The organism is Listeria grandensis, assembly GCF_014322885.1.
GTDB classification, from domain to species: Bacteria; Bacillota; Bacilli; order Lactobacillales; family Listeriaceae; genus Listeria_A; species Listeria_A grandensis.
In genome coordinates, this window is sequence record NZ_JAASUG010000005.1 from 181,312 (window position 1) to 201,461 (window position 20,150).

19 protein-coding genes are annotated in these 20,150 nt (G+C 43.1%); 15 read left to right on the forward strand and 4 right to left on the reverse strand.

Features of this window, described 5'->3' with window-relative positions:
- Positions 1-330: a cytochrome aa3 quinol oxidase subunit IV gene (gene qoxD, locus HCJ54_RS08775; protein WP_036067086.1), complete on the forward strand. Its 330-nt coding sequence runs from the start codon at positions 1-3 to the stop codon at positions 328-330.
- Positions 331-536: 206 nt separating this feature from the next.
- Here the strand turns inward: qoxD and HCJ54_RS08780 are convergent, their stop codons facing one another.
- Together HCJ54_RS08780 and HCJ54_RS08785 are read right to left on the reverse strand one after the other, a co-directional pair.
- Positions 537-926: a hypothetical protein gene (locus HCJ54_RS08780; protein WP_187137369.1), complete on the reverse strand. Its 390-nt coding sequence runs from the start codon at positions 924-926 to the stop codon at positions 537-539.
- A gap of 16 nt (positions 927-942) precedes the next feature.
- Positions 943-1,701 (reverse strand): DeoR/GlpR family DNA-binding transcription regulator, encoded by a 759-nt coding sequence (locus HCJ54_RS08785; RefSeq protein WP_185410471.1) that lies wholly within the window; start codon positions 1,699-1,701, stop codon positions 943-945.
- 164 nt (positions 1,702-1,865) lie between these two features.
- Here HCJ54_RS08785 and rhaB point away from each other — a divergent pair, with 164 nt between their 5' ends.
- The 12 genes from rhaB (at position 1,866) to HCJ54_RS08845 (ending at position 15,334) form a co-directional block, all read left to right on the forward strand.
- The gene (rhaB, locus tag HCJ54_RS08790) at positions 1,866-3,326 is read left to right on the forward strand and encodes a rhamnulokinase (RefSeq protein ID WP_187137370.1); all 1,461 of its coding nucleotides are present in this window, start codon (positions 1,866-1,868) and stop codon (positions 3,324-3,326) included.
- Positions 3,327-4,610 carry an L-rhamnose isomerase gene (gene rhaA, locus HCJ54_RS08795; RefSeq protein WP_187137371.1) on the forward strand — a complete coding sequence of 428 codons (1,284 nt, stop codon included), beginning with the start codon at positions 3,327-3,329 and terminating at the stop codon, positions 4,608-4,610.
- Entirely contained in the window at positions 4,603-5,433 is an 831-nt protein-coding gene (gene rhaD, locus HCJ54_RS08800; protein ID WP_187137372.1) for a rhamnulose-1-phosphate aldolase, read from the forward strand. The genes rhaA and rhaD overlap by 8 nt, the downstream gene beginning before the upstream one ends.
- A gap of 59 nt (positions 5,434-5,492) precedes the next feature.
- Positions 5,493-5,807 (forward strand): L-rhamnose mutarotase, encoded by a 315-nt coding sequence (gene rhaM, locus HCJ54_RS08805; protein WP_185410463.1) that lies wholly within the window; start codon positions 5,493-5,495, stop codon positions 5,805-5,807.
- 20 nt (positions 5,808-5,827) lie between these two features.
- Positions 5,828-7,132, forward strand: a complete 1,305-nt coding sequence (locus HCJ54_RS08810) for an MFS transporter (RefSeq protein ID WP_187137373.1) — start codon at positions 5,828-5,830, stop codon at positions 7,130-7,132.
- Between the two features lie 373 nt (positions 7,133-7,505).
- Positions 7,506-8,366: an LD-carboxypeptidase gene (locus HCJ54_RS08815; protein WP_187137374.1), complete on the forward strand. Its 861-nt coding sequence runs from the start codon at positions 7,506-7,508 to the stop codon at positions 8,364-8,366.
- A 346-nt stretch (positions 8,367-8,712) separates the two neighbouring features.
- Positions 8,713-9,276 (forward strand): YdeI/OmpD-associated family protein, encoded by a 564-nt coding sequence (locus HCJ54_RS08820; protein ID WP_187137375.1) that lies wholly within the window; start codon positions 8,713-8,715, stop codon positions 9,274-9,276.
- 15 nt (positions 9,277-9,291) lie between these two features.
- Positions 9,292-9,594, forward strand: a complete 303-nt coding sequence (locus HCJ54_RS08825) for a hypothetical protein (RefSeq protein ID WP_187137376.1) — start codon at positions 9,292-9,294, stop codon at positions 9,592-9,594.
- Between the two features lie 430 nt (positions 9,595-10,024).
- A complete protein-coding gene (locus tag HCJ54_RS08830) occupies positions 10,025-11,134 on the forward strand; it encodes a nitric oxide synthase oxygenase (RefSeq protein WP_187137377.1) in 1,110 nt (369 codons plus the stop codon).
- A 107-nt stretch (positions 11,135-11,241) separates the two neighbouring features.
- On the forward strand, positions 11,242-11,580 hold the full coding sequence (locus HCJ54_RS08835; RefSeq protein ID WP_187137378.1) for a hypothetical protein: 339 nt from the start codon (positions 11,242-11,244) through the stop codon (positions 11,578-11,580).
- 196 nt (positions 11,581-11,776) lie between these two features.
- Positions 11,777-12,436, forward strand: coding sequence for a DedA family protein (locus HCJ54_RS08840; RefSeq protein ID WP_036067101.1), 660 nt, complete (start codon positions 11,777-11,779; stop codon positions 12,434-12,436).
- Between the two features lie 594 nt (positions 12,437-13,030).
- On the forward strand, positions 13,031-15,334 hold the full coding sequence (locus HCJ54_RS08845) for a glycosyl hydrolase family 18 protein (RefSeq protein ID WP_187137379.1): 2,304 nt from the start codon (positions 13,031-13,033) through the stop codon (positions 15,332-15,334).
- A gap of 82 nt (positions 15,335-15,416) precedes the next feature.
- Here the strand turns inward: HCJ54_RS08845 and HCJ54_RS08850 are convergent, their stop codons facing one another.
- On the reverse strand, positions 15,417-16,052 hold the full coding sequence (locus HCJ54_RS08850) for a CPBP family intramembrane glutamic endopeptidase (RefSeq protein WP_187137380.1): 636 nt from the start codon (positions 16,050-16,052) through the stop codon (positions 15,417-15,419).
- A 138-nt stretch (positions 16,053-16,190) separates the two neighbouring features.
- On the opposite strand from HCJ54_RS08850, the gene HCJ54_RS08855 reads away from it, so the two are divergent.
- On the forward strand, positions 16,191-17,039 hold the full coding sequence (locus tag HCJ54_RS08855) for an aldo/keto reductase (RefSeq protein ID WP_187137381.1): 849 nt from the start codon (positions 16,191-16,193) through the stop codon (positions 17,037-17,039).
- A gap of 62 nt (positions 17,040-17,101) precedes the next feature.
- Here HCJ54_RS08855 and HCJ54_RS08860 read toward each other — a convergent pair whose 3' ends face one another.
- Entirely contained in the window at positions 17,102-18,448 is a 1,347-nt protein-coding gene (locus HCJ54_RS08860) for a nucleoside deaminase (protein ID WP_187137382.1), read from the reverse strand.
- 664 nt (positions 18,449-19,112) lie between these two features.
- On the opposite strand from HCJ54_RS08860, the gene HCJ54_RS08865 reads away from it, so the two are divergent.
- Positions 19,113-20,150, forward strand: coding sequence for a WxLIP family cell surface protein (locus HCJ54_RS08865; protein ID WP_187137383.1), 1,038 nt, complete (start codon positions 19,113-19,115; stop codon positions 20,148-20,150).

Genomic DNA, 20,150 nt, shown 5'->3' on the forward strand with positions numbered 1-20,150 from the left:
ATGGCGAAAAATAAAGCGAACACGGCACACGCTGAAGAAGGCATTCCGTGGAAACATATCGTTGGTTTTGCCCTATCGATCGCGTTAACATTGCTAGCTGTCTGGGTTGTTTTCGAATCTACGCTAAGTAAATCTGTAATCATTACGGTTATCTTTATCTTCGCGTTCATTCAAGCAGCTTTGCAACTACTCATGTTCATGCACATGACGGAAGGTCAAAATGGACGTATCCAAGTCGGTAATATTCTGTTTGCAGCTTTCATTGCGATTGTTGTTGTAATGGGATCTTACTGGGTTATGGAAATAGGTCACATGAACCACCTCCTATAAAATTCAGCGGGCCGACAAACGCTCAGCTACGTCGTTAAAGACTCCGTTCCGGTGCTCACGTATAAATTACGCTCCGCTCCGGTACTCGTCTTTGCCTAGCATCTAAGCATTTGTCGGCCCGCTGAGGGTTTGGTGGACTACTCTGGGCTTTCTTATAGATTTTTAGACCTTTGGGGTGGCGGTTTTTCGCTACTCTGGAGGTTTTTTTAGCTAGTTTTCATTTTTTTTCGATTTGAAAAGTATCTCCCTGTGATGTTCGCTAAGAGAAAGAGGATTAAGAAAAATCGCCCTTCATAGATCAGGGTACTATTTTGAGTGAAAAATGATATGATCGTCATCGTCAAGAAGATCATGCCAAAAACAATGAGACCGTTGTCTATAGATTCTTTTAGGGCGGTTTCTCTTGATGTGTGACTTGTTTTTTGACGGGTTTTGCTTAATAGATACTTACCTAGAATAGTGGCTACAAATAGTATCAGTACATAAATTCTGCTCGAATAAAAGAAGTCGCTATTTTGAGTAAAATAGGACCATATTATTAAAGCTAAAAATATCATGCCGAACAGGTAGAAGGCTTCGTCTGTCATTTTTTTCATTGTTGTTCACTCCTAGTTAATAAATCAAGGTCACATTTTTTTCTTTTAGGAATTGTTGCCAATCGTGTGTGGGTTCTTGGTCGGTGATGAGGTAGTCGATTTCTGAGATGTCGACGATCTTGATGAAGGCATTTTTGTCGAATTTGGATGAATCGGCGACTAAAATGACTTTATTGGCGCGTTTTAGCATGTGGTTTTTGATTTCGGCTTCAGGCTCGTTGGAATCGGTAATGCCGTTTTCCATGGAGAGGCCTTTGCAGCTGATAATCGCGTAATCTACGAAATAGCGGCTGATCGTGTTGGCTGCGTCAGAACCGATAAGGGAGTTGGACTTAGTGCGCAGGGTTCCGCCGGTTAGAATGAGGTGGACTTTGAACTTGGAAAGTAAGTCTACAGCTGTGATTGAGTTGGTAATGATGGTGAGATTCTCTTTCTCGCGGACGAGTAGGTTCAGCGCCTCGAAAACGGTGGAACTCGTGTCTGCAATGAGAGAATCGCCGGTCTTGATGAGTGATGTTGTTTTTGTTGCGATTTTCTTCTTTTCTTCGACGTTGATGACGTTTCTTGTTGCATACGGTAAATCTTCGTTTGTGTGTTGGCTGAGTGTGGCGCCGCCGTAACTGCGATCCACGATTCCTTCTTTCTCCAATTTATCTAGGTCACGCCGAATGGTTTCTTCGGAGACGTTGAAAATTTTGGCTAGCTGGGATACGTGGACTTTTTTGTTTTTCTTTATTTCTGATAGTATTTTGTCTTTTCGCTCGAAAGCAAGCATTTTCATCACATCCTTGTCTACTTCATTGTAAACAATGGCACATTTACAAGCAAGTATTAATTGAAAACAACATAAAACTACATAATTACAAATTTAATTGTTGACTTAATGACGGATTTAGTTTATTCTTGGTTTATAAATTAAAAGTGTGAAGGAGGATGGCGATGAAACATGTTGCTGTGGATGTTGGAGCATCTAGTGGTCGCTTATTGTTGGGCGAACTGGTGGATGGGAAAATGGCGCTGACTGAAATTCACCGTTTCCAGAATGGTTTTACGAAAGTTGATGATTGCTGTATATGGAACATTGATCATATTCTCACAAATATAATGATTGGGTTGGAGAAGTTGAAGGCATCTGGTGTAACGTATTGTACGCTAGGGATTGATACGTGGGCGGTTGATTATTGTTTAGTGGGCTATAATGGTAAGCGGTTACAAGAAGTGGTCAGTTATCGTGATAAGCGTACGGATAGGGCGATGGATGCTGTTTTAGCGAAGTTCTCGGCTACGGATATCTATGATAAGACAGGGATTCAGTTTTTACAGTTTAATTCGTTGTATCAGTTGTACGTGGAGGATGCTGAGTTTAAGAAACGTGCAGAAACGGTCATGATGGTGCCTGATTATTTGGGATATCTTTTGACTGATGAGCGGGTGACGGAAGTGACGAATGCTTCTTCTACGCAAATGTTGAATTTACATACGAAGCAATTTGATGTGGACTTGTTGGATTTAGTGGGATTGGACGCGGGGCAGTTTGCGAGGTTTGCGAAACCAGGAGAGATGTTGGGCAAGATTGCTACGGGGTGGCATGATCGATATGATTTGCCGGATTGTGATGTCATTGTGGTTGCGACGCATGATACGGCTTCGGCTGTGCTTGGTGCGCCTGGTGTTGGTGATGATTGGGCGTTCTTGTCGAGCGGGACTTGGTCGTTGCTTGGAGCGGAGTTGGCGAATCCGATTAATAGCGCGGAGGCGTTTGCGGCGAACTACACGAATGAATGGGGTGCCTATGATACGTTTCGCTTCTTGAAAAATATTATGGGATTGTGGCTGATTCAAGAGGTGGCGCGGATGCAGGACTATGCGTATAGTTATGCAGAGCTTGCGGAGTTGGCGGCGCGTGAAGAGGCGTTTGCGGTTTTGATTGGGGTTGATGATCATCGCTTTTTGAACCCGACGGATATGATTGCGGAGATTCAGGCGTATTGTGCGGAGACGGGACAGGAAATTCCGCGAACGCCGGGGAAATTAGCGCGGGTTATTTATGATAGTTTGGCGGTTCAGTATGCGATTCAGATTGAGCAGTTGCAGACGCTTACTGGGCAGGAAATCAGGCATCTTCATATTATTGGCGGTGGCGCGAACATTGCGATTTTGAACCAGTTGACGGCTGATTTGACGGGGATTGCGGTGCATGCGGGGCCAACAGAGGCAACCGGGCTTGGAAATTTGGCGGTGCAGTTGATTGCGAGTGGGGAGGCCAAAGACATAACGGAGGTTCGGGAGTTGATTCGCAAGTCGACGCCGATGACTACGTACATGCCGAGTGATGGTGTTCATTTTATGGAAATCCAAGAAAAGTACAAAAATATATCCGGAAAACAGGAGGCTTTTTAAATGGGGAACGAGAAATTACAGCAGCAATATGAGTGGGCAAAAGAGGAATACGCGAAGTATGGCGTGAATGTGGATGATGTTTTGAAGCGTTTGGCGGATGTGAAAATTTCGATGCATTGTTGGCAAGGCGATGATGTGAAAGGTTTCATGAATCCTGATCAGGACCTGACGGGAGGTATTTCGGTGACGGGGAATTATCCTGGTGCCGCGCATACGCCGGAGCAGTTGCGCCAAGACTTGGAAAAGGCATTCTCGCTAATTCCTGGGAAGCATAAGGTGAACTTACACGCGATGTATGTGGACACGGATGAGAAGGTTGATTTGGATGAGATTGAGCCGAAGCATTACGCGAAATGGGTTGCTTGGGCGAAGGAACAGGGATTGGGACTAGATTTTAATCCAACATTTTTCTCGCATCCTAACTCGGAAGATGGCTTCACGCTTAGTCATCCGGATAAGCGGATTCGTGATTTCTGGATTGAGCATGGTAAGCGAGCTAGGACGGTTGCGGCTCACTTTGGTGAGGAACTCGGACAAACATCGATCAATAATTTTTGGGTTCCGGATGGTTTCAAGGATAATCCAGTGGATCGGTTGGCGCCGCGTAAGCGTTTGATGGAGTCGCTTGATACGATTTTTGCGGAGGAGTTGGACCGGAAATATACGCTGGATGCGGTGGAGAGTAAGTTGTTTGGACTTGGCGCGGAAGCTTATACGGTGGGCTCACACGAATTTTACATGGGATACGGGATTACGCGGAATAAGTTGATTTGTATGGACGCGGGGCATTTCCACCCGACGGAAGTGATTTCGAACAAGTTGTCGTCGCTATCGCTGTTTAGTGATGGGATTCTGCTACATGTGAGTCGTCCGGTGCGTTGGGACAGCGATCATGTGGTGATTATGGATGATGAGTTACAGGAAATTGGACGCGAGCTCGTTCGCAATGATCTGCTTGGTAAAACGCATATCGGTCTGGATTTCTTCGACGCAACGATTAACCGCGTGGCGGCTTGGGTTATTGGGACGCGAAATACGTTGAAGTCTCTTTTAAAAGCGATGTTGGAGCCAACCGAGTATTTGCGCAAAATTGAATTGGATGGCGATTACACGACTCGTTTAGCGTTGACGGAAGAACTGAAGGACTTCCCTTTTACGGCGGTTTGGGATTATTATTGTCAGACGCAAAATGTGCCTGTTCGCGAGGCTTGGTTAAAAGACGTGAAGGAATATGAGGAAAAAGTATTGTTAAAACGGTCTGAGGAGGCAATTGGAATTGAGTAAAGATATAGTAGCAGCACCATTTGTGCAAGAGATGATGAAAGTGACGGCGAACTTGTATCGTCTAGGTTGGGATGAAAGAAACGGCGGGAATATTAGTTATTTGCTTCGTGAGGAGGAGGTTGGCGCGTATCTTAACCCAAACCAAGTAATTCGCACGATTCCCATGATTTTTGACGCGACGGAACTTGCCGGGAGATACTTTATCGTGACGGGTTCAGGGAAGTATTTTAAAAATGTTATCGATGCGCCAGATGTGAATCTTGGAATTATCCGGGTTGCGGACACTGGCAAAAGCGTGGAGTTATTATGGGGCTTCACAGATGGTGGCGTGCCAACGAGTGAGTTACCTGCGCATTTCATGAGCCACATCGAACGCCTGAAAATTGATTCAGATCACCGTATTATTATGCATAATCATGCCACGAATATTATTGCGATGACATTTACGCATTCATTGGAAGAACGCGACTTCACGCGGACTTTATGGCAAATGTGTACGGAATGCATCGTCGTTTTCCCAGAAGGTGTTGGGATTTTGCCATGGATGGTTCCTGGAACGGATGCGATTGGGATGGCGACGGCCGCAAAAATGCGTGAATTTCGCCTGGTTATTTGGCCGCATCACGGGATTTTTGGAGCAGGAAGCACGATGGACGAAGTTTTTGGTTTGATTGAAACTGCAGAGAAAGCCGCAGAAGTTTATACATTAGTTCAAGCACAGGGTGGCGCGCAGCAAACGATTACGGATCAACAATTACAAGATCTGGCAGATGCCTTTGGTGTGACTGCTAAATCAGGATATTTACAAGTAGGAGTCAAGTAAATTTTGTGGGGGAGTGGTCGATTCTATTGCTCTCCCCATTGATAGGAGGAATCGGCAACATGGAAAGAATCGCATCAATTATGTACTTAAAAGACGGTTTTTCGGAGGAATACAAAGCGAGACATGATGATTTATGGCCTGAGATGAAGCAAGCTTTGAAGGAACACGGCGCGCAGAACTACTCGATTTTTCTAGATGACAACGCAGGAGTATTGTTCGCATACTTAGAAGTAGAAAATAAAGAAAACTATAACAAAATTGCATCGACTGAAATTTGCAAAAAATGGTGGGCGTATATGGAGCCATTGATGGAAACAAACGGTGATAACAGCCCGGTTTCGAAAGATTTAACATCTGTTTTTTATCTTGCGTAATATAAAGAGGAGGAAAAAGTATGGCGAATGCAGGTAAAGGAAGTTTAAAAGCCACTCTAACTGTGTCGATGTCGAATTTTTTAGAGGCAGGATCGATCGTAGCGGCAGCTGGTGGGCTCACATTGTGGGTGAGTTATTTGAATCTGTCGGATGCGTCTGTAGGCTTACTCGGGGCAGTCAGTGCGAATGGATTTGGTTCAGCAGTCGGTGCATTTATCGGCGGAGCGCTCGTGGATAAGTACGGCCGGAAGTTCATTTACAAATATGATTTGATTGTGTATATGATTGGCGTTCTTTTGATAGCGCTATCAATGAACTTCGGGATGCTCTTGACAGGTTACATTATTACGGGGATAGCAGTTGGAGCTGCGATACCAGCGGCATGGACGTATATTGCGGAGGAAGCGCCGGCAAAAGACAGGGCGGCACATGTTGGCTACGGGCAGTTAGCTTGGTCTGTGGGTCCCGCGGTAATGCTATTTTTGGCCGTATTGATGGCACCGCTTGGCTTGATGGGAAGTCGAATTATTTTTGGAATGCTATTTGTAATCGCTCTCATAACGTGGATTTTACAACAACAAATCAATGAGTCTACGGTTTGGGAAGATCAGAAAAAAGAAGATGCAAAAGCTGAGAATGTGGGTAAAAAAGTATCGATTAAGGAGTTATTTACAATCAAGGCGAACCGAAAAGCGATTATGCTTGTGCTCGGAATCTATTTCTTCTGGAATTTGGTCGCAGGTGTGATGGGTTATTTCATGCCATATATTTATCAAGTAGTTGGTGGGTTGACATCGGCGCATGCGAATCTTCTACAAGGGACACTATGGGTATTCACAATCCTTTCGACGTACTTTGTTTTCATTAAATTGGGCGATAAGATGAATCGGAAATTGTTATTCGGTATTGGCGCTGCAATGGGAATTGTGGCATGGATTATCCTTACATTTGGCTCGATGGGAATGACGGAATTGTTACTATTCATTATTTTGTGGGGTGTTGCGGCAGGATTTGGCGCGCAAGCTTTCTACGGATTATGGGCTGGTGAGCTATTCAAAACGCAATATCGGGCAAAAGTGCAAGGGATGATGTTTGGGTTAGTGCGGGTCGGCGTTGGTTTGATTTCGCTAGTCGTGCCGGCGATGATTACCTTCCTAGGATTCAAAGCCGCGGGTGTCGTGATGATTATTTTCCTTGGGATTCACTTGGTTATTGGTCTTATTTTGGCGCCGGAAACGCGTGGTAAAACACTGAAGGAGATCGAGGAAGAGCGCTATGGTCCGGAAGAAAACAGCATAATCGAGGGGGAACAATTAGATGGTTAACAGAATGATTCTGAATCAAACTTCTTATTTGGTACTGGTGCAATACGAAAAATCACGACCAACAAACACCGCAGAAATCCTGACACTATATAAGAAACTACTTTATTAACAAAAATTTCACATTTTCATCTTAGAAAATTCATGACTGTCCTGTAATATAGATTTTGTAGACAACAACAATTACTTTTTAACTCCCTTTTAGAGTAGTTGCATTGTTTCTCACCTTTTTTCATACCTCTCTTAGAAAAGCACCGATCCCAACTAACTGGGTGTCGGTGTTTTTTGCTTGCAGATCAATAAGATAGGATTTTCATGTACAATCCTCCGAAGCTAAGGTAAGATTTAAGAAAGACAAAGCGAAGGAGGAGAGCCCGTGTTACAAAGTGGAGATACAATCGGCTTGATCAGCTGTTCTAATGGCCGCGATCCAGAGCGAGAGGGCGATATCGCGCACATTGAGGAGCTGCTTTTCACGAATTTTACGATAAAAAGTGAACGTGCAGCGACGATATTTCGGACAGAAAACGAGCTTGCAAGTGGCGATCCCAAAGAGCGCGCAGATGCGTTGATGGAACTGTATCAAAATCCAGAAATCAAGGCAATATTTGATATTTCCGGTGGAGACTTGGCCAATGAAATTCTGCCATATTTAGATTTTAAGCAAATTCAGTCGGCTAATAAACCGTTTATCGGATACAGTGATTTGACCGTTATCCAGAATGCCATTTACGCCAAAACGGGAATTGGAGGCTATAACTATCAGCTGCTTCACATGGCTAGCGATAATTCCAAGCGTCAATTGGAGCAGTTTAAAAATAGTTTTATAGAGGCGAATAAACAGGAAATCCCGTATGAAATCCTGATTGATAACGGAGATATTCGTGGTGAAATTATTGGTGGTAATATTCGTTGTTTGTTAAAGCTTGCTGGCACAGAATACATGCCGAATTTTCAGGATAAAGTAGTTGTACTAGAGGCGCTTAGTGGAGATGTCGCTAAAATAAGAACATATCTAGCCCAATTAGATCAAATAGGCGTTTTTCAGGTAGCGAATGGCGTTATTTTAGGTCAGTTTACAGAAATGCAAACGAAGCATTTAGTACCAGCAGTCGAAGATTTAACACGAAGCTACGTAGAAAAATATAATAAATTTCTGCTGAAGACAGGCATAATAGGCCATCATACGAGCGCCGAACCATTTCCGATAGGATTTCCACTAAAAAATAATTTCTAATAAAACTCTCATGAAACCCCCGCAATAATTTCATCAAAGCCCTGTAATATAGAGAATGTAAACAAGGACAGCAATTAGGTTTACCCCCTTTTTCCTAGTTGCGACATTCCTTAGCAAACTCCCTTTTTTGGACCAGCTTCCCCGGCTGGTTCTTTTTGTTGGGGGCGTTTGAACGAAGAGAATTACGCCCCCAATATAAGAGCGAACAGAGTGAGCTGTTAATCCATCGAAGACTGTTTGAACGAAGAGAATTACGCCCCCAATATAAGAGCGAACAGAGTGAGCTGTTAATCCATTTTGAACTAAACACACAACTATGCGATAATAAACTCAGGAGGGGATCAAGATGGAAATAGACAACAAAGTACATGCGGCAAGTCGCCACGAATGGAGAAAATGGCTAGAATCAAATGCTGAAACCGAAAAATACTGCTGGCTAGTTTTGCCACGAAAACAAAGCGAATTTACATATATCGATGCGGTAGAAGAAGCCCTATGCTTTGGTTGGATCGATAGCACGAAAAAAGGTCTTGACGAACAATATATCGCGCAACGGTTCTCCCATCGCGTTCCAAAAAGCAATTGGACAGAATTAAACAAAGAGCGCGCACGACGGATGAAAAAGCTTGGCTTGATGACTGTGCACGGTGAACGCGTATTACCCGATCTGGATGCAGAATTTGAAATGCTTGAGGAAATCTCAGAAGCAATAAACGAAGACACAGCACTCGCGGCAAATTTTGCGGAACTACCGGATTTATATGTTCGAATTAAACTCGATAATATCCAGTCTGTTAGGAAAGATCGCGAGCTTTTTGATAAGAGATTGGCGACATTTCTTGAGAAGACGAGAAAAGGTGAACTGTACGGGAAGTGGAATGACGAAGGTCGGCTAATCGATGACAAATGACGGGAGGAAGCAGGAATGGCGTTAGAAATCAATATCACGAATAAATCACTGGACAAGCTAACACAAAAAGCTTTCATATACATAGAAGGGCAGCGAAATACACTGGACATGAAACGGCTTAAAAGCGAAGAGACAGATCAAATGAAGATACCGACAACAACGACTGATCTTGCTAAAAATATCATGCTTTCCTACCTAAATACAGATAGCGCGATTATCAACACCAAAATTGGCCAAGTCACAAGTCTTACTCAGACTATGCAATTAGACATTATTGAAATAACACCAGAAGGGACGATTCGATATAGAATGCATTGAAAAAATGAAAATTTCATGGAATTCTCATGTAAATCCCTGCAAAATTTCATCGATGCCCTGTAATATAGAGAATGTAAACAAGGACAGCAATTAGTTTTACCCCCCTTTTTCTAATTGCGTGAATCCTTTACAACTCCCTTTTTTGAACCAGCTTCCCCGGCTGGTTCTTTTTGTTGGGGGCGTTTGAACGAAGAGAATTACGCCCCCAATATAAGAGCGAACAGAGTGAGCTGTTAATCCATCGAAGGCTGTTTGAACGAAGAGAATTACGCCCCCAATATAAGAACGAGCCAAGCGCAGTGGGCGTTATACTCAAAGTAAACCGCTAATAGCCCCAAGCCGAAATATCCGAGGGTTTATTTTTTGTCGTACGCGTTCTGAAGTGTGTTAAAATAAGTACATAATCATGCTTTAGGAGGAGACCGCGAAAATGTCAGTGAATACTAAAGAAGCCATCGAATTTCTAACTAAATCCTATGCAGAATTGGGAAAAAGTGCAACAGAACTCCAGGATCGGATCGATAGTATCATACAAACAGGTACATACACGCACACTTTAGAAGAACTAACCATAGGTGCAAAAATGGCATGGCGTAACAGTAACCGTTGCGTTGGCCGGTTGTTTTGGGATCGCATCCAAGTCATCGATGCCCGCGAAGCCGTGACGGTTGCGGAAATCCAAGAAGTCCTTTTCACGCATATCGAAAAGGCAACGAACGGTGGTCAAATCCGGCCTTTCATCACGATTTTCAAGCCGGGTAACGAAGGTCCGCGCATTTGGAATCATCAGCTGATTCGCTATGCAGGATATGCGTCAGAGCAAGGCGTCATCGGTGACCCAGCGTCTGTCTCCTTCACGGAAGTCTGCGAAAAACTTGGCTGGCGTGGCGCTCGCACAGAGTTTGACATTTTACCGCTCGTTATCCAAGAGAACGCTGAGGCTGCGCCAACCATCGTCGAAATCCCGCCTGAGCTCGTGCTCGAAGTCTCAATCGCGCATCCTGATTTTCCGCAAATTGCCGAGCTTGGTTTGCGCTGGTACGCCGTCCCGATCATCTCCGAAATGCAGCTCGAAATCGGCGGAATCACGTATCGAGCCGCGCCATTCAATGGTTGGTATATGGAAACCGAGATCGGCGCGCGAAATTTCGCGGATGAAGGGCGCTACAACAAGCTCGCCGCCGTCGCCGAAAAAATGGACCTCAACACGAAACGTCTCGACTCTCTATGGAAGGATCGCGCTTTAGTCGAGCTAAACGTCGCCGTCCTCGACTCCTATCAAAAGGCCAAAGTCCAGATTGTCGACCATCATACCGCAGCTCGCCAATTCGGCCAATTCGAAACCAACGAGCATGCTGCAGGCCGTGAAGTCACCGGCGAATGGGCGTGGTTAATCCCGCCAGTTTCCCCAGCGACGACGCACATGTTCCACAGGCGCTATCCAAATAAAATCGTCAAACCAAACTTTTTCTATCAAGCATCACCGTTTGAACGCACTGAAATCACCCCAGTAAAACGTGGCGGATGTCCGTTTCATTGAGTTGCCAAATACTATGTAAAAATGGTAACATAGAAGCATCCAGTAGTTTGCGTTAGCTTATACACGCACAAGACGGATAAATATGTCTATCGAATGGAGTTTTTACGATGAATTTTGCGAAAACATTGGGGATTATTGGAGCATTGCTCGCGATGGGGCTTAGCCTAACCGTTATTTCCGTCGACAGCATTGCACGCATTTTGGAAGAGGATTCATTAGTATTCACGATTCTGAACTTCATAGCATTAGGGATGTCATTCGTCGGCTTGTTCGGCGCCATTATCATGAACAAAGCACCGCTAAAAGGCGGCGTCATGCTAATCGCTTCGGCCGTAGCCTGCACAATGAGCGTATCGATGATGTTCTTACTCCCAATCGTGTTACTTTGCGTAGCCGGTTTAATCAGCCTGAGCACAGCAGACGACATGTCGGAAGCACAAGCATAATTAAAAAAAGCAAAATCCGCGTTTTCACTCAGAAATTTTGAGTAGGCGCGGATTTTGTTTTTTATTTGCTTTATTTTTTGTTAAGTTTATGTAAATAAGTCCGTGGTATGATATAGTATGAACAATAAATATGTTACAATAGAAGCTAACTGTGGACAAATAGATAGCAGAATTTGAATTAGGACGTGATAGATTCGTGGATATTATTCAAGCGATGATCAGTTTTATCATCCATATAGACCAACATCTTGTTGAAATTATCAATACATTTGGCGTTTGGACGTACGTCATTATTTTCTTAATTGTATTTATAGAAACGGGACTCGTTATATTCCCATTCTTGCCTGGGGATTCCCTACTGTTTGCAGCCGGCGCCTTGGCAGTACTACCAGGATCGGAGCTCAATATTGTCGTTCTCCTCATCGTCTTGTGGGTAGCGGCAGTACTTGGCGACACCGTCAACTATCATATCGGTAAAAAAGTCGGCACTTCTATTCCACCAGACAGCTGGCTCGGCAAATTCATCAACCAAGAAAAAATGGACAAAGCCGAAGCGTTCTTCAACAAGCATGGCGGCAAGACAATCTTCATCGCCCGTTTCATGCCATTCATCCGTACTTTCGCGCCATTCGTAGCCGGTGCAAGTCGCATGAATTACCGTTATTTCTTAAACTACAACTTACTAGGCGCAACGGTCTGGGTACTACTCTGTACGATGGCAGGCTATTTCTTCGGGAATATCCCAGTCGTAAAAGAGAACTTCTCGCTCGTTGTACTAGGCATTATTTTCGTATCGATTTTACCGATGATCTTCTCGTTTATTAAGAGTAAAATGGATAGCAAGAAAGCTAAATAAGGATATTTGAAAAGTAGATGAACCAAGATTCGCGGTTTTATCTACTTTTTTGTCGAGTCATATAAAAGACGGTGGCTGGATTGGTACTGATAACCATCGACTTTTGCCAAGTGAGGAGGGTTATTTTTTTGGTCGTTGTTAAGCTTGAAGCGTGCAATAACAAGAGCAATTAAAGAAATCAAAGACAAAAACCGACTGCTAGTTACCAAGCTCCTGCCACAGGCACAAAGGCGTCTCCTTTCGTTAGAGTAGAAAGCATGCTTATAAAATTATGCACACAAAAACGAAATTACTAATTAAAATCCAATTAATAGTTTTCATTTAGATCGAAATAATACTTTTAGAATTAATAGGAAACCTGTGTAAATAAAAACCAAACCGTGTAAGTAGTGTGTGTAACAAATTTTTACATATAAATAGCCATGTTAACGCTTTCTTGTTTGGCACAATACTTGCATAATACATAAGTGTCCAGAATTTAGTATACGATAAAAGGGGGATCTAACGGGGGATTTTTGGAATTCTGGGTTTAAAAATTGCAGAGAAAGTAGGCATACCGCAAGCAGAACGCAAAAATTATGAAGAGGTGAAGAAATGAAAAAGGTAACAAAGAGGGTTATAAGTGTAGTCTCGGTGTTGTTGTTAGTCGTTTCGTTATTTGCGTCGTCCGTTCTAGGTAGTGTAGGGAATTCTTCTGTGAAAGCTAAAGCCGCAACCACATCACAATATAGAAACGTGATGTATTATGGAGATTGGTCCATTTGGGGCGGAGAAGGTCAGTTTTATCCGAAAGATATACCAGCAGAGCAATTGACACATCTAAACTTTGCATTTCTTGATTTCGATAGTAACGGAAACTTGAAATTCACAGATAAAGATGCGGCAGTTGGCGCACCAGTTGGGCAAGATGGAGTTCAATGGGGCGGAGCAAATGCAGGTATTTTAAACGCGTTACAAGAGTTGAGAGCGAAAAATCCGAATATGAAAATCGGTATCTCTATCGGCGGTTGGTCGAAATCTGGTGACTTCTCTGCAATCGGAGAAAATGCCACAGCGCGTGCTAATTTTGTAAGCAACGTTATGAAATTTATCAAATATACAAATATGGATTTTGTCGATCTAGACTGGGAGTATCCTGCATCCGTTCGTGCCGCTGACTTAGTGGACAACAAGAACGATGAAGGAACGCCAAACGCAAAACCTGCTGATAAACAAAACTATATTACACTTCTTCAAGACTTGCGTACTGCTTTAGATAAGCAAGGCGTAGATGTGAAGAAAAAATATGAGTTATCTGTAGCGTTACCAGCGTCTCAAGGCATGCTTGCAAACGGTGTTGATGTGGCGAAACTTTTCAATGTTGTTGATTTTGCGAATATCATGACTTACGATATGAATGGGGCTTGGACTCCGAATAGCGCGCATCATACGGCGCTTTACGGCAATCCGGCAGACCCGAATTATAACGATGGTTTCTCCGTAGACCAAACAGTGAAATATCTGAAGAGCCAAGGCGCAGCGTCAAACAAAATCGTTGTCGGCGCAGCATTCTACACACGCGGTTGGAACAAAGTGGAAGCGGGTACAAGTGCAACGCAACCAGGACTTTTCCAAGCAGCTACAAAAAACAATAAAGATGCAGACCTAAGTGCGACATACGGTGCTCCAAATGAAAAACCATTAGCAACTGGTGACGGTGGTCGTGCCGGCGGAGTTTGGGCATATAAGAGCATCGATGCTTTGAAAGCCAAATCACCAACGTTAGTCGAATACTGGGATGACGTGGCAAAAGCGCCATATCTATACAGCAAAACGACTGGCGAATTCTACACGTATGACAATGTCCGTTCTGTCACTGCTAAAGCGCAATACGTGAAAGATAACAATTTGGGCGGAATGATTTCGTGGATGCAATCGCAAGATAAAGCAACTACGTCAACAAAACGCGATGAATTAACAAAAGCAATTAAACAAGGATTGTTCGGCGCTGGAGAACTTGCAGCAAACACAATCGTCTATTCGAACCTAAACGTAGAAGCCACTGTAGCGCCATATAGCGAAAACGGTGTCGGCTACGAAATCACAATCAAAAACAAAGAAGTAGCGAACGAAACAAATGAAGTGCTACAAGCGACGGAGTTTGCAGCAGAAACCGTAAAATTACCGAAGTTCTACATTCCAGTGAAAGCCGGCGAAACGTTGACGGCTGGGGATTATAAAGCTGGTACGGTAGCAACTGCCAATGGTTACACAACCGTTGATTTGGCGTCTGTCTATGATGGGCAACAAATTCCGCAAGGCGCAACGTATACATTCCGATTGAAATCCAATCTAACGTCTGTAAACGTGAATAATATTGCGAATATCTCATTGACACAACGCATGTCTAAAGCTGGGACAGAGCTTGGCAAACAAGTTATTTTTGGTGGAGGCGCGGTTATTCCTGATCCTAGTGATACAGTAGCACCAACAGCTCCAACGAATTTGGCGACAGTAGCAGCGAACGTGACGGATGTGGCGGTTCCTTTAAGTTGGACAGCTGCAACGGATAACGTAGGCGTGGCTGGATATAAAGTATATCGTAACGGTACTGAAGTTGCGACTGTTTCTGGAACAAGTTACACGGACACAGGGCTTACTGCTTCCACAGCTTATTCGTATACTGTAAAAGCGTATGACGCAGCGGGTAATGTTTCTGCTGCAAGCGCGGCACTTTCAGTAACGACAAAAGCTGGTACGGTCACACCACCAGTTGGAACTGGAACGTGGGATTCTGCCAAAATTTATACTCAAAATGATCAGGTGACTTATAATGGTCATACGTATAAAGCGAAATGGTGGACACAAGGAGATGTACCGGGGGCAGAACAATGGGGTCCTTGGGAACTAGTCTCGTAATATCGCTGTGCTCCTCGTTTGGAGATTAATGAAGAATAAAAAAGGCAGGAGAGAAAGAGTGCTCTCCTGTCTTTTTGCTTGCTTATTTTAGTAATAGTGGGAGGAACGAGATGACATCAAAGGTGATGTGGACGATCCAAGTTACCCAGATGGAGTTGGATTTTTTGAATAGGTAATTTAGGACTAGGCGGCTTGGGATTATTGTGACTAGGCACTGGAGGAGGTTATAGTCATAGGATGATAGATGCCAGACCGCGAATAGGATAGCGCATAGGAGGCTTGCTTGCCAAAACTGCCAGCCAAGCTTTTTCCATGCTGCGTAAAGTACGCCGATGGAGAGGAGTTCTTCTCCTAGAAGCATGAAGGGAACGTTTTTGATGACGTACTCCCAAGATAGCACGCTATTGACGCTGTTTTCGGTGGTACCACCGGCGATTAATGACCAGATGCTACTTGCTAATGTGCCGACGATAAGGAGGAATGGAATACCGATAATGAGCCATTTGAAACTAAAATGTTTGAACCAGTCTAGGAATTCGCTTTTTAGTAATAGGAAAAGGACAATGAACATAATCAAGGCGTTGAAGTAGGTGCCTAGCGATTCAAGAGCTACGGTGCTAGAGATGAAGTGGGGCAGTGCTTGGTATAGACTTCCTGTTATAATAGCGATAAGTATAATGAGATAACCTTTTTTTCGATTGATTAATGGATTTTCCATGTGGAGCTCCTTTTTTTCATTTTGTATTGCTTGTATTTTACTTACCCTTATTTTTAGTTTATGAACCTGAATGATTGGCATGTTAGCGTGAGAAGTTTATACTTATAGATGAATGATAATCTGTGAGGAGTGTTGTAAATGCAGTTGAAAGCTAGCGATACGAAGAAGTTCCACAATGGGCAGGAAATTCCGCTTGTCGGCCTCGGGGTTTGGAAAATGGAGAACGAGCGGGAAGCGGTGGATGCAATTCAAGTGGCCGTGGACGCTGGTTACCGCGCGATCGATACGGCGAAGGTCTATGAAAATGAGGATTTTGTTGGGCGGGCAATTCGCGAGACTGGGATTCCCCGCGCGGATTTGACAATTACTTCGAAGCTGTGGAATGCAGATCATGGGTATGATGAGACGCTACGTGCTTTTGATACTTCTTTGAAAAAATTGCAATTAGATTATCTGGATTTGTACTTGATTCATTGGCCGGTGAGTAGCTACAAGGATTCATGGCGGGCGATGGAGCGCTTGTACAGTGAGGGATTAATTAAATCTATCGGGGTCAGCAATTTCCACCAACACCATTTGGAGAATTTATTTACGACGGCGAATGAGAAGCCGGTGATTGACCAAATTGAAATGCACCCATTATTGTCACAAAAACCGTTGCGGGCTTATTTGGAGAGTCAGGATATTGTTCATGAGGCGTGGTCACCGCTTGCGAAAGGTGGGGAATTATTGAATGATCCGGTTTTGACAGCTATTGCAGAGGCCAAAGGGTTGACGGTAGCGCAAGTGATTTTGCGTTGGCATTTGAATAATGGTTCGGTAATTATTCCTAAATCAGTGACGCCTGAACGAATTCGTAGCAATTTTGATGTTTTCCATTTTGATTTGAGTGATGGGGATATGGAGAAAATTGACGCGTTGAATGCAGATAAACGTACAGGATCTGATCCTGACAGCGAAGCATTTTTAGCTCGGACGTGGAATTGAATACATCCAGCATACTGACCGGATTTCGGTGCTGCCAGTATGCTGGATTTTTTATCTGAATTTTATTTAATCGTTGTTGGTAATCCTGCTGCTAATGCTGCGATCAGGTCTTGGTTTGCGGTTTCTTTAATATGAACGTTGACCGAATCATCATCGCTATAGAATGGCGGCAAATCGTCTGCGAATGCGTCCAATTCAGCTTGCGTTGCTCTTTCTACACCGTATTGGAATTGCGTTCTATCGGTTGGGATCGCGCCTTCCATTGTAGAGCCAAAAGCACCGAAATCGGCTAATCCTTGTGGGTTAATCTCCGGTCCTTTGGCGTAAATGAATGTGTTGTACTTAGGATGACCTAGATATTGTGTGGCATTCGAAACGCCATCCATTTGTAAATTGTATCTGAGTTTAGCGTAGCCGCGGGTTGCCAGCATGAATGGTGTCTGGATTTCAGAAATAGCCTGATTTCCTGCGGTAACCATAATTAAGTTTCCAAATCTATCTAGGAGCGCAACGGCGTTACCGTCTCCACCGTTTGCGATATCTTGCTCAGCGGCTTCGATGAGATACGGCGCGAGTCCTTCATCTGGATTATTAGGCGATGGTGCAGTATATTCCAGTGCGTGTGGATAAGCGGCTTTTAATGCTACATAAATGGGGTCTGTGGTCGCTAACGTTTTTGGATCTAGTAATTGATCTTCGGGTAAATCGGTGTTGATTTTATTCGAAACATCGTTTAATGTCGCGTCAAAAGCTGTAGATGTCAAGGCATACGTTTGATCTTCGATAGCTGTGTTGTCTCCAAAAATTGGCGAAACAGGTACACCGGTTGCTTCGCGTGAGAATTTTGCCGTGGAACCTAAAACGGCTGGATAAGAGAAACTTGCTTGTGCGTCCGCTTGCATTGAAGTACCGCTTAACGATGGGAATAACGCTGATTTATCGTAGTTAATTCCAGCATACGTATCGTTGGCAGACACGACAACATTAGCAAATCCTGCTTGCAAAATGGACCCTGTACACATAGCACAAGGATCTAGCGATGTTACCAAAATAATTTTTTCAGGCTCAGGTAAATCAAGTGACTCTTTATTCTCATAATACCAATCAATCATTTGGCGCTCACCATGAGCAGTTGGGTCAAAAACTAAATCATTCGTTACGACGTTATTGTGTTGCGTGTAAACAACATTGCCATCAGTATCCATGAGCATACCACCAACGCTAAATGTGCCTTGATCGGACGCGTGTAGTACTTGATCAGCTGTTTCATGAACTGCGTCTTGTATTCCGTTGATTGTTGCAGGGACGGCATCTACGTGCACGTCATTTAATACATTTCCTAATATAGCGCTACCTGCAAGAATGGACACCGCTGATAAAATTACCCCTTTTTTCCACGTAAACTTCATTCATCAATCACTCCTATTTTTTATTTAAGAATCTTATTTGCATTGGGCCCCGTACCCTGCGAAACAGAATATCAATTGTAAAATAAGTTGGTTGAAATAAAGTGGATAAGCGCTTACCACAAGCTTTATTACCAAGTAATACAATAGAAAGCGTTTTCGCAAGAGAATTGTATCACAATCAGAATGAAATGTAAAATACTTTTTATTTTTTTGGTAAAAAGTATTTTCGAGAGCTAGAATTATTTTTTTACAAAAAATGTATTTATTTATCACATTAAAACATTTTTGTCAATATGATTTTAATTATTATTATGCGTATTTATCTTTTATTTGTGTCTAAAATGTGTCTAAACGAAGAAAAATATTGTATTTTTTATCTAAAAATAGTGAAATATATTACGTATATGATATTATTGGAATGGGAGCGGGAGGTTTCGAAAATGGTAATATTTATTTTTTAAGAAGTAGAGATGATTAAAGTGTTACATAATTATAGAAGACTGAAAAAACTATATAGTATTCAAAGTGAGTGGAGCGTCATTCTTTTTTAATCCATCACAAGAAAATACGAACACCATGATAGAAACGGATTTGGCGGAGGTAGACATAAACCAATCTGTTGTCTTTTTTTGAAAAATTAAGTGTAAATAGGTGGGGTCAGATTATGGTGAAGAAATTAATAGCAATGTTAATCATGATGGGTGCGATCGCTGGCGGAATTTTAATACATATAGAAATAACGAACGCTGCTGAAATGAATTTTTCTGTGTCAGCAGTTCTTCCAGAAAACCAAATTGATAAGTCAAATACCTATTTTGAATTGCGGATGAAACCGGGGCAGGAGCAGGTGCTAGAGGTGATGTTGAACAATAGGCTTGATCGCGCGGTAACGGTGGAAACCCATGCCAACACAGCGATCACAAACGATAACGGCACCGTCGACTTTAGCAACGCCACACCAAAAATCGATACAACCCTCAAATATCCATTTTCCCACATCGCAAAAACACCAACGGAAATTACAATCCCAGCTAAATCGAACAAAACGATGAAAGTAAAGGTGACGATGCCAAGTACTCCTTATGAAGGGATGATCTTAGGCGGACTTCATTTCACCGAAAAAGAAACTGCGAAAAACGGAGCGACTGACTCACAAAACGGCGTTCAAACTAAAGATGAAAACGAGTATGTCATCGGCGTTTTCCTGACAGAAAATGATCGCGTAGTGGAGCCAGAGATGCAACTGAACAAAATATCACCGTCACAGGTGGACTACCACAATGTTCTGAAGGCAAATTTGCAAAATACAAAATCCGTGATTATTCCAAACTTGGAAGTTAGCGCGGATGTTTACCGAGAAAATAGCGATAAGGTACTCTATAACGAAAAATTAACCGGTCTTCGAATGGCACCAAATTCCAATTTTAATTTTGGTATAGGCTGGGATAATCAAAAATTCAAGCCGGGGAAATATCGTTTGAAAATGATAGCTACTTCTGGTAAAAATATATGGAAATGGGATGAAGCCTTCGAAATAAAAAGCGATGTTGCAGCTGAGCTAAACGATAAGGCGGTCGAACTCGAGGCAGATGAAATGATGTGGTACATGATCAGCGGGAGTTTGATTGTGGTATCATTAGTGGGGCTTGTTTTTTTGCTAGGTCGACGCTTGAAAAAAGGGCACAAGAATAATTTATTGTAA

Bases quoted from the DNA above. Each gene is read 5' to 3' on its own strand.
- qoxD (WP_036067086.1), top strand. From the start codon at position 1: ATGGCGAAAAATAAAGCGAACACGGCACACGCTGAAGAAGGCATTCCG.
- HCJ54_RS08780 (WP_187137369.1), bottom strand. From the start codon at position 926: ATGAAAAAAATGACAGACGAAGCCTTCTACCTGTTCGGCATGATATTT.
- HCJ54_RS08785 (WP_185410471.1), bottom strand. From the start codon at position 1,701: ATGCTTGCTTTCGAGCGAAAAGACAAAATACTATCAGAAATAAAGAAA.
- rhaB (WP_187137370.1), top strand. From the start codon at position 1,866: ATGAAACATGTTGCTGTGGATGTTGGAGCATCTAGTGGTCGCTTATTG.
- rhaA (WP_187137371.1), top strand. From the start codon at position 3,327: ATGGGGAACGAGAAATTACAGCAGCAATATGAGTGGGCAAAAGAGGAA.
- rhaM (WP_185410463.1), top strand. From the start codon at position 5,493: ATGGAAAGAATCGCATCAATTATGTACTTAAAAGACGGTTTTTCGGAG.
- HCJ54_RS08810 (WP_187137373.1), top strand. From the start codon at position 5,828: ATGGCGAATGCAGGTAAAGGAAGTTTAAAAGCCACTCTAACTGTGTCG.
- HCJ54_RS08820 (WP_187137375.1), top strand. From the start codon at position 8,713: ATGGAAATAGACAACAAAGTACATGCGGCAAGTCGCCACGAATGGAGA.
- HCJ54_RS08825 (WP_187137376.1), top strand. From the start codon at position 9,292: ATGGCGTTAGAAATCAATATCACGAATAAATCACTGGACAAGCTAACA.
- HCJ54_RS08830 (WP_187137377.1), top strand. From the start codon at position 10,025: ATGTCAGTGAATACTAAAGAAGCCATCGAATTTCTAACTAAATCCTAT.
- HCJ54_RS08835 (WP_187137378.1), top strand. From the start codon at position 11,242: ATGAATTTTGCGAAAACATTGGGGATTATTGGAGCATTGCTCGCGATG.
- HCJ54_RS08845 (WP_187137379.1), top strand. From the start codon at position 13,031: ATGAAAAAGGTAACAAAGAGGGTTATAAGTGTAGTCTCGGTGTTGTTG.
- HCJ54_RS08850 (WP_187137380.1), bottom strand. From the start codon at position 16,052: ATGGAAAATCCATTAATCAATCGAAAAAAAGGTTATCTCATTATACTT.
- HCJ54_RS08855 (WP_187137381.1), top strand. From the start codon at position 16,191: ATGCAGTTGAAAGCTAGCGATACGAAGAAGTTCCACAATGGGCAGGAA.
- HCJ54_RS08860 (WP_187137382.1), bottom strand. From the start codon at position 18,448: ATGAAGTTTACGTGGAAAAAAGGGGTAATTTTATCAGCGGTGTCCATT.
- HCJ54_RS08865 (WP_187137383.1), top strand. From the start codon at position 19,113: ATGGTGAAGAAATTAATAGCAATGTTAATCATGATGGGTGCGATCGCT.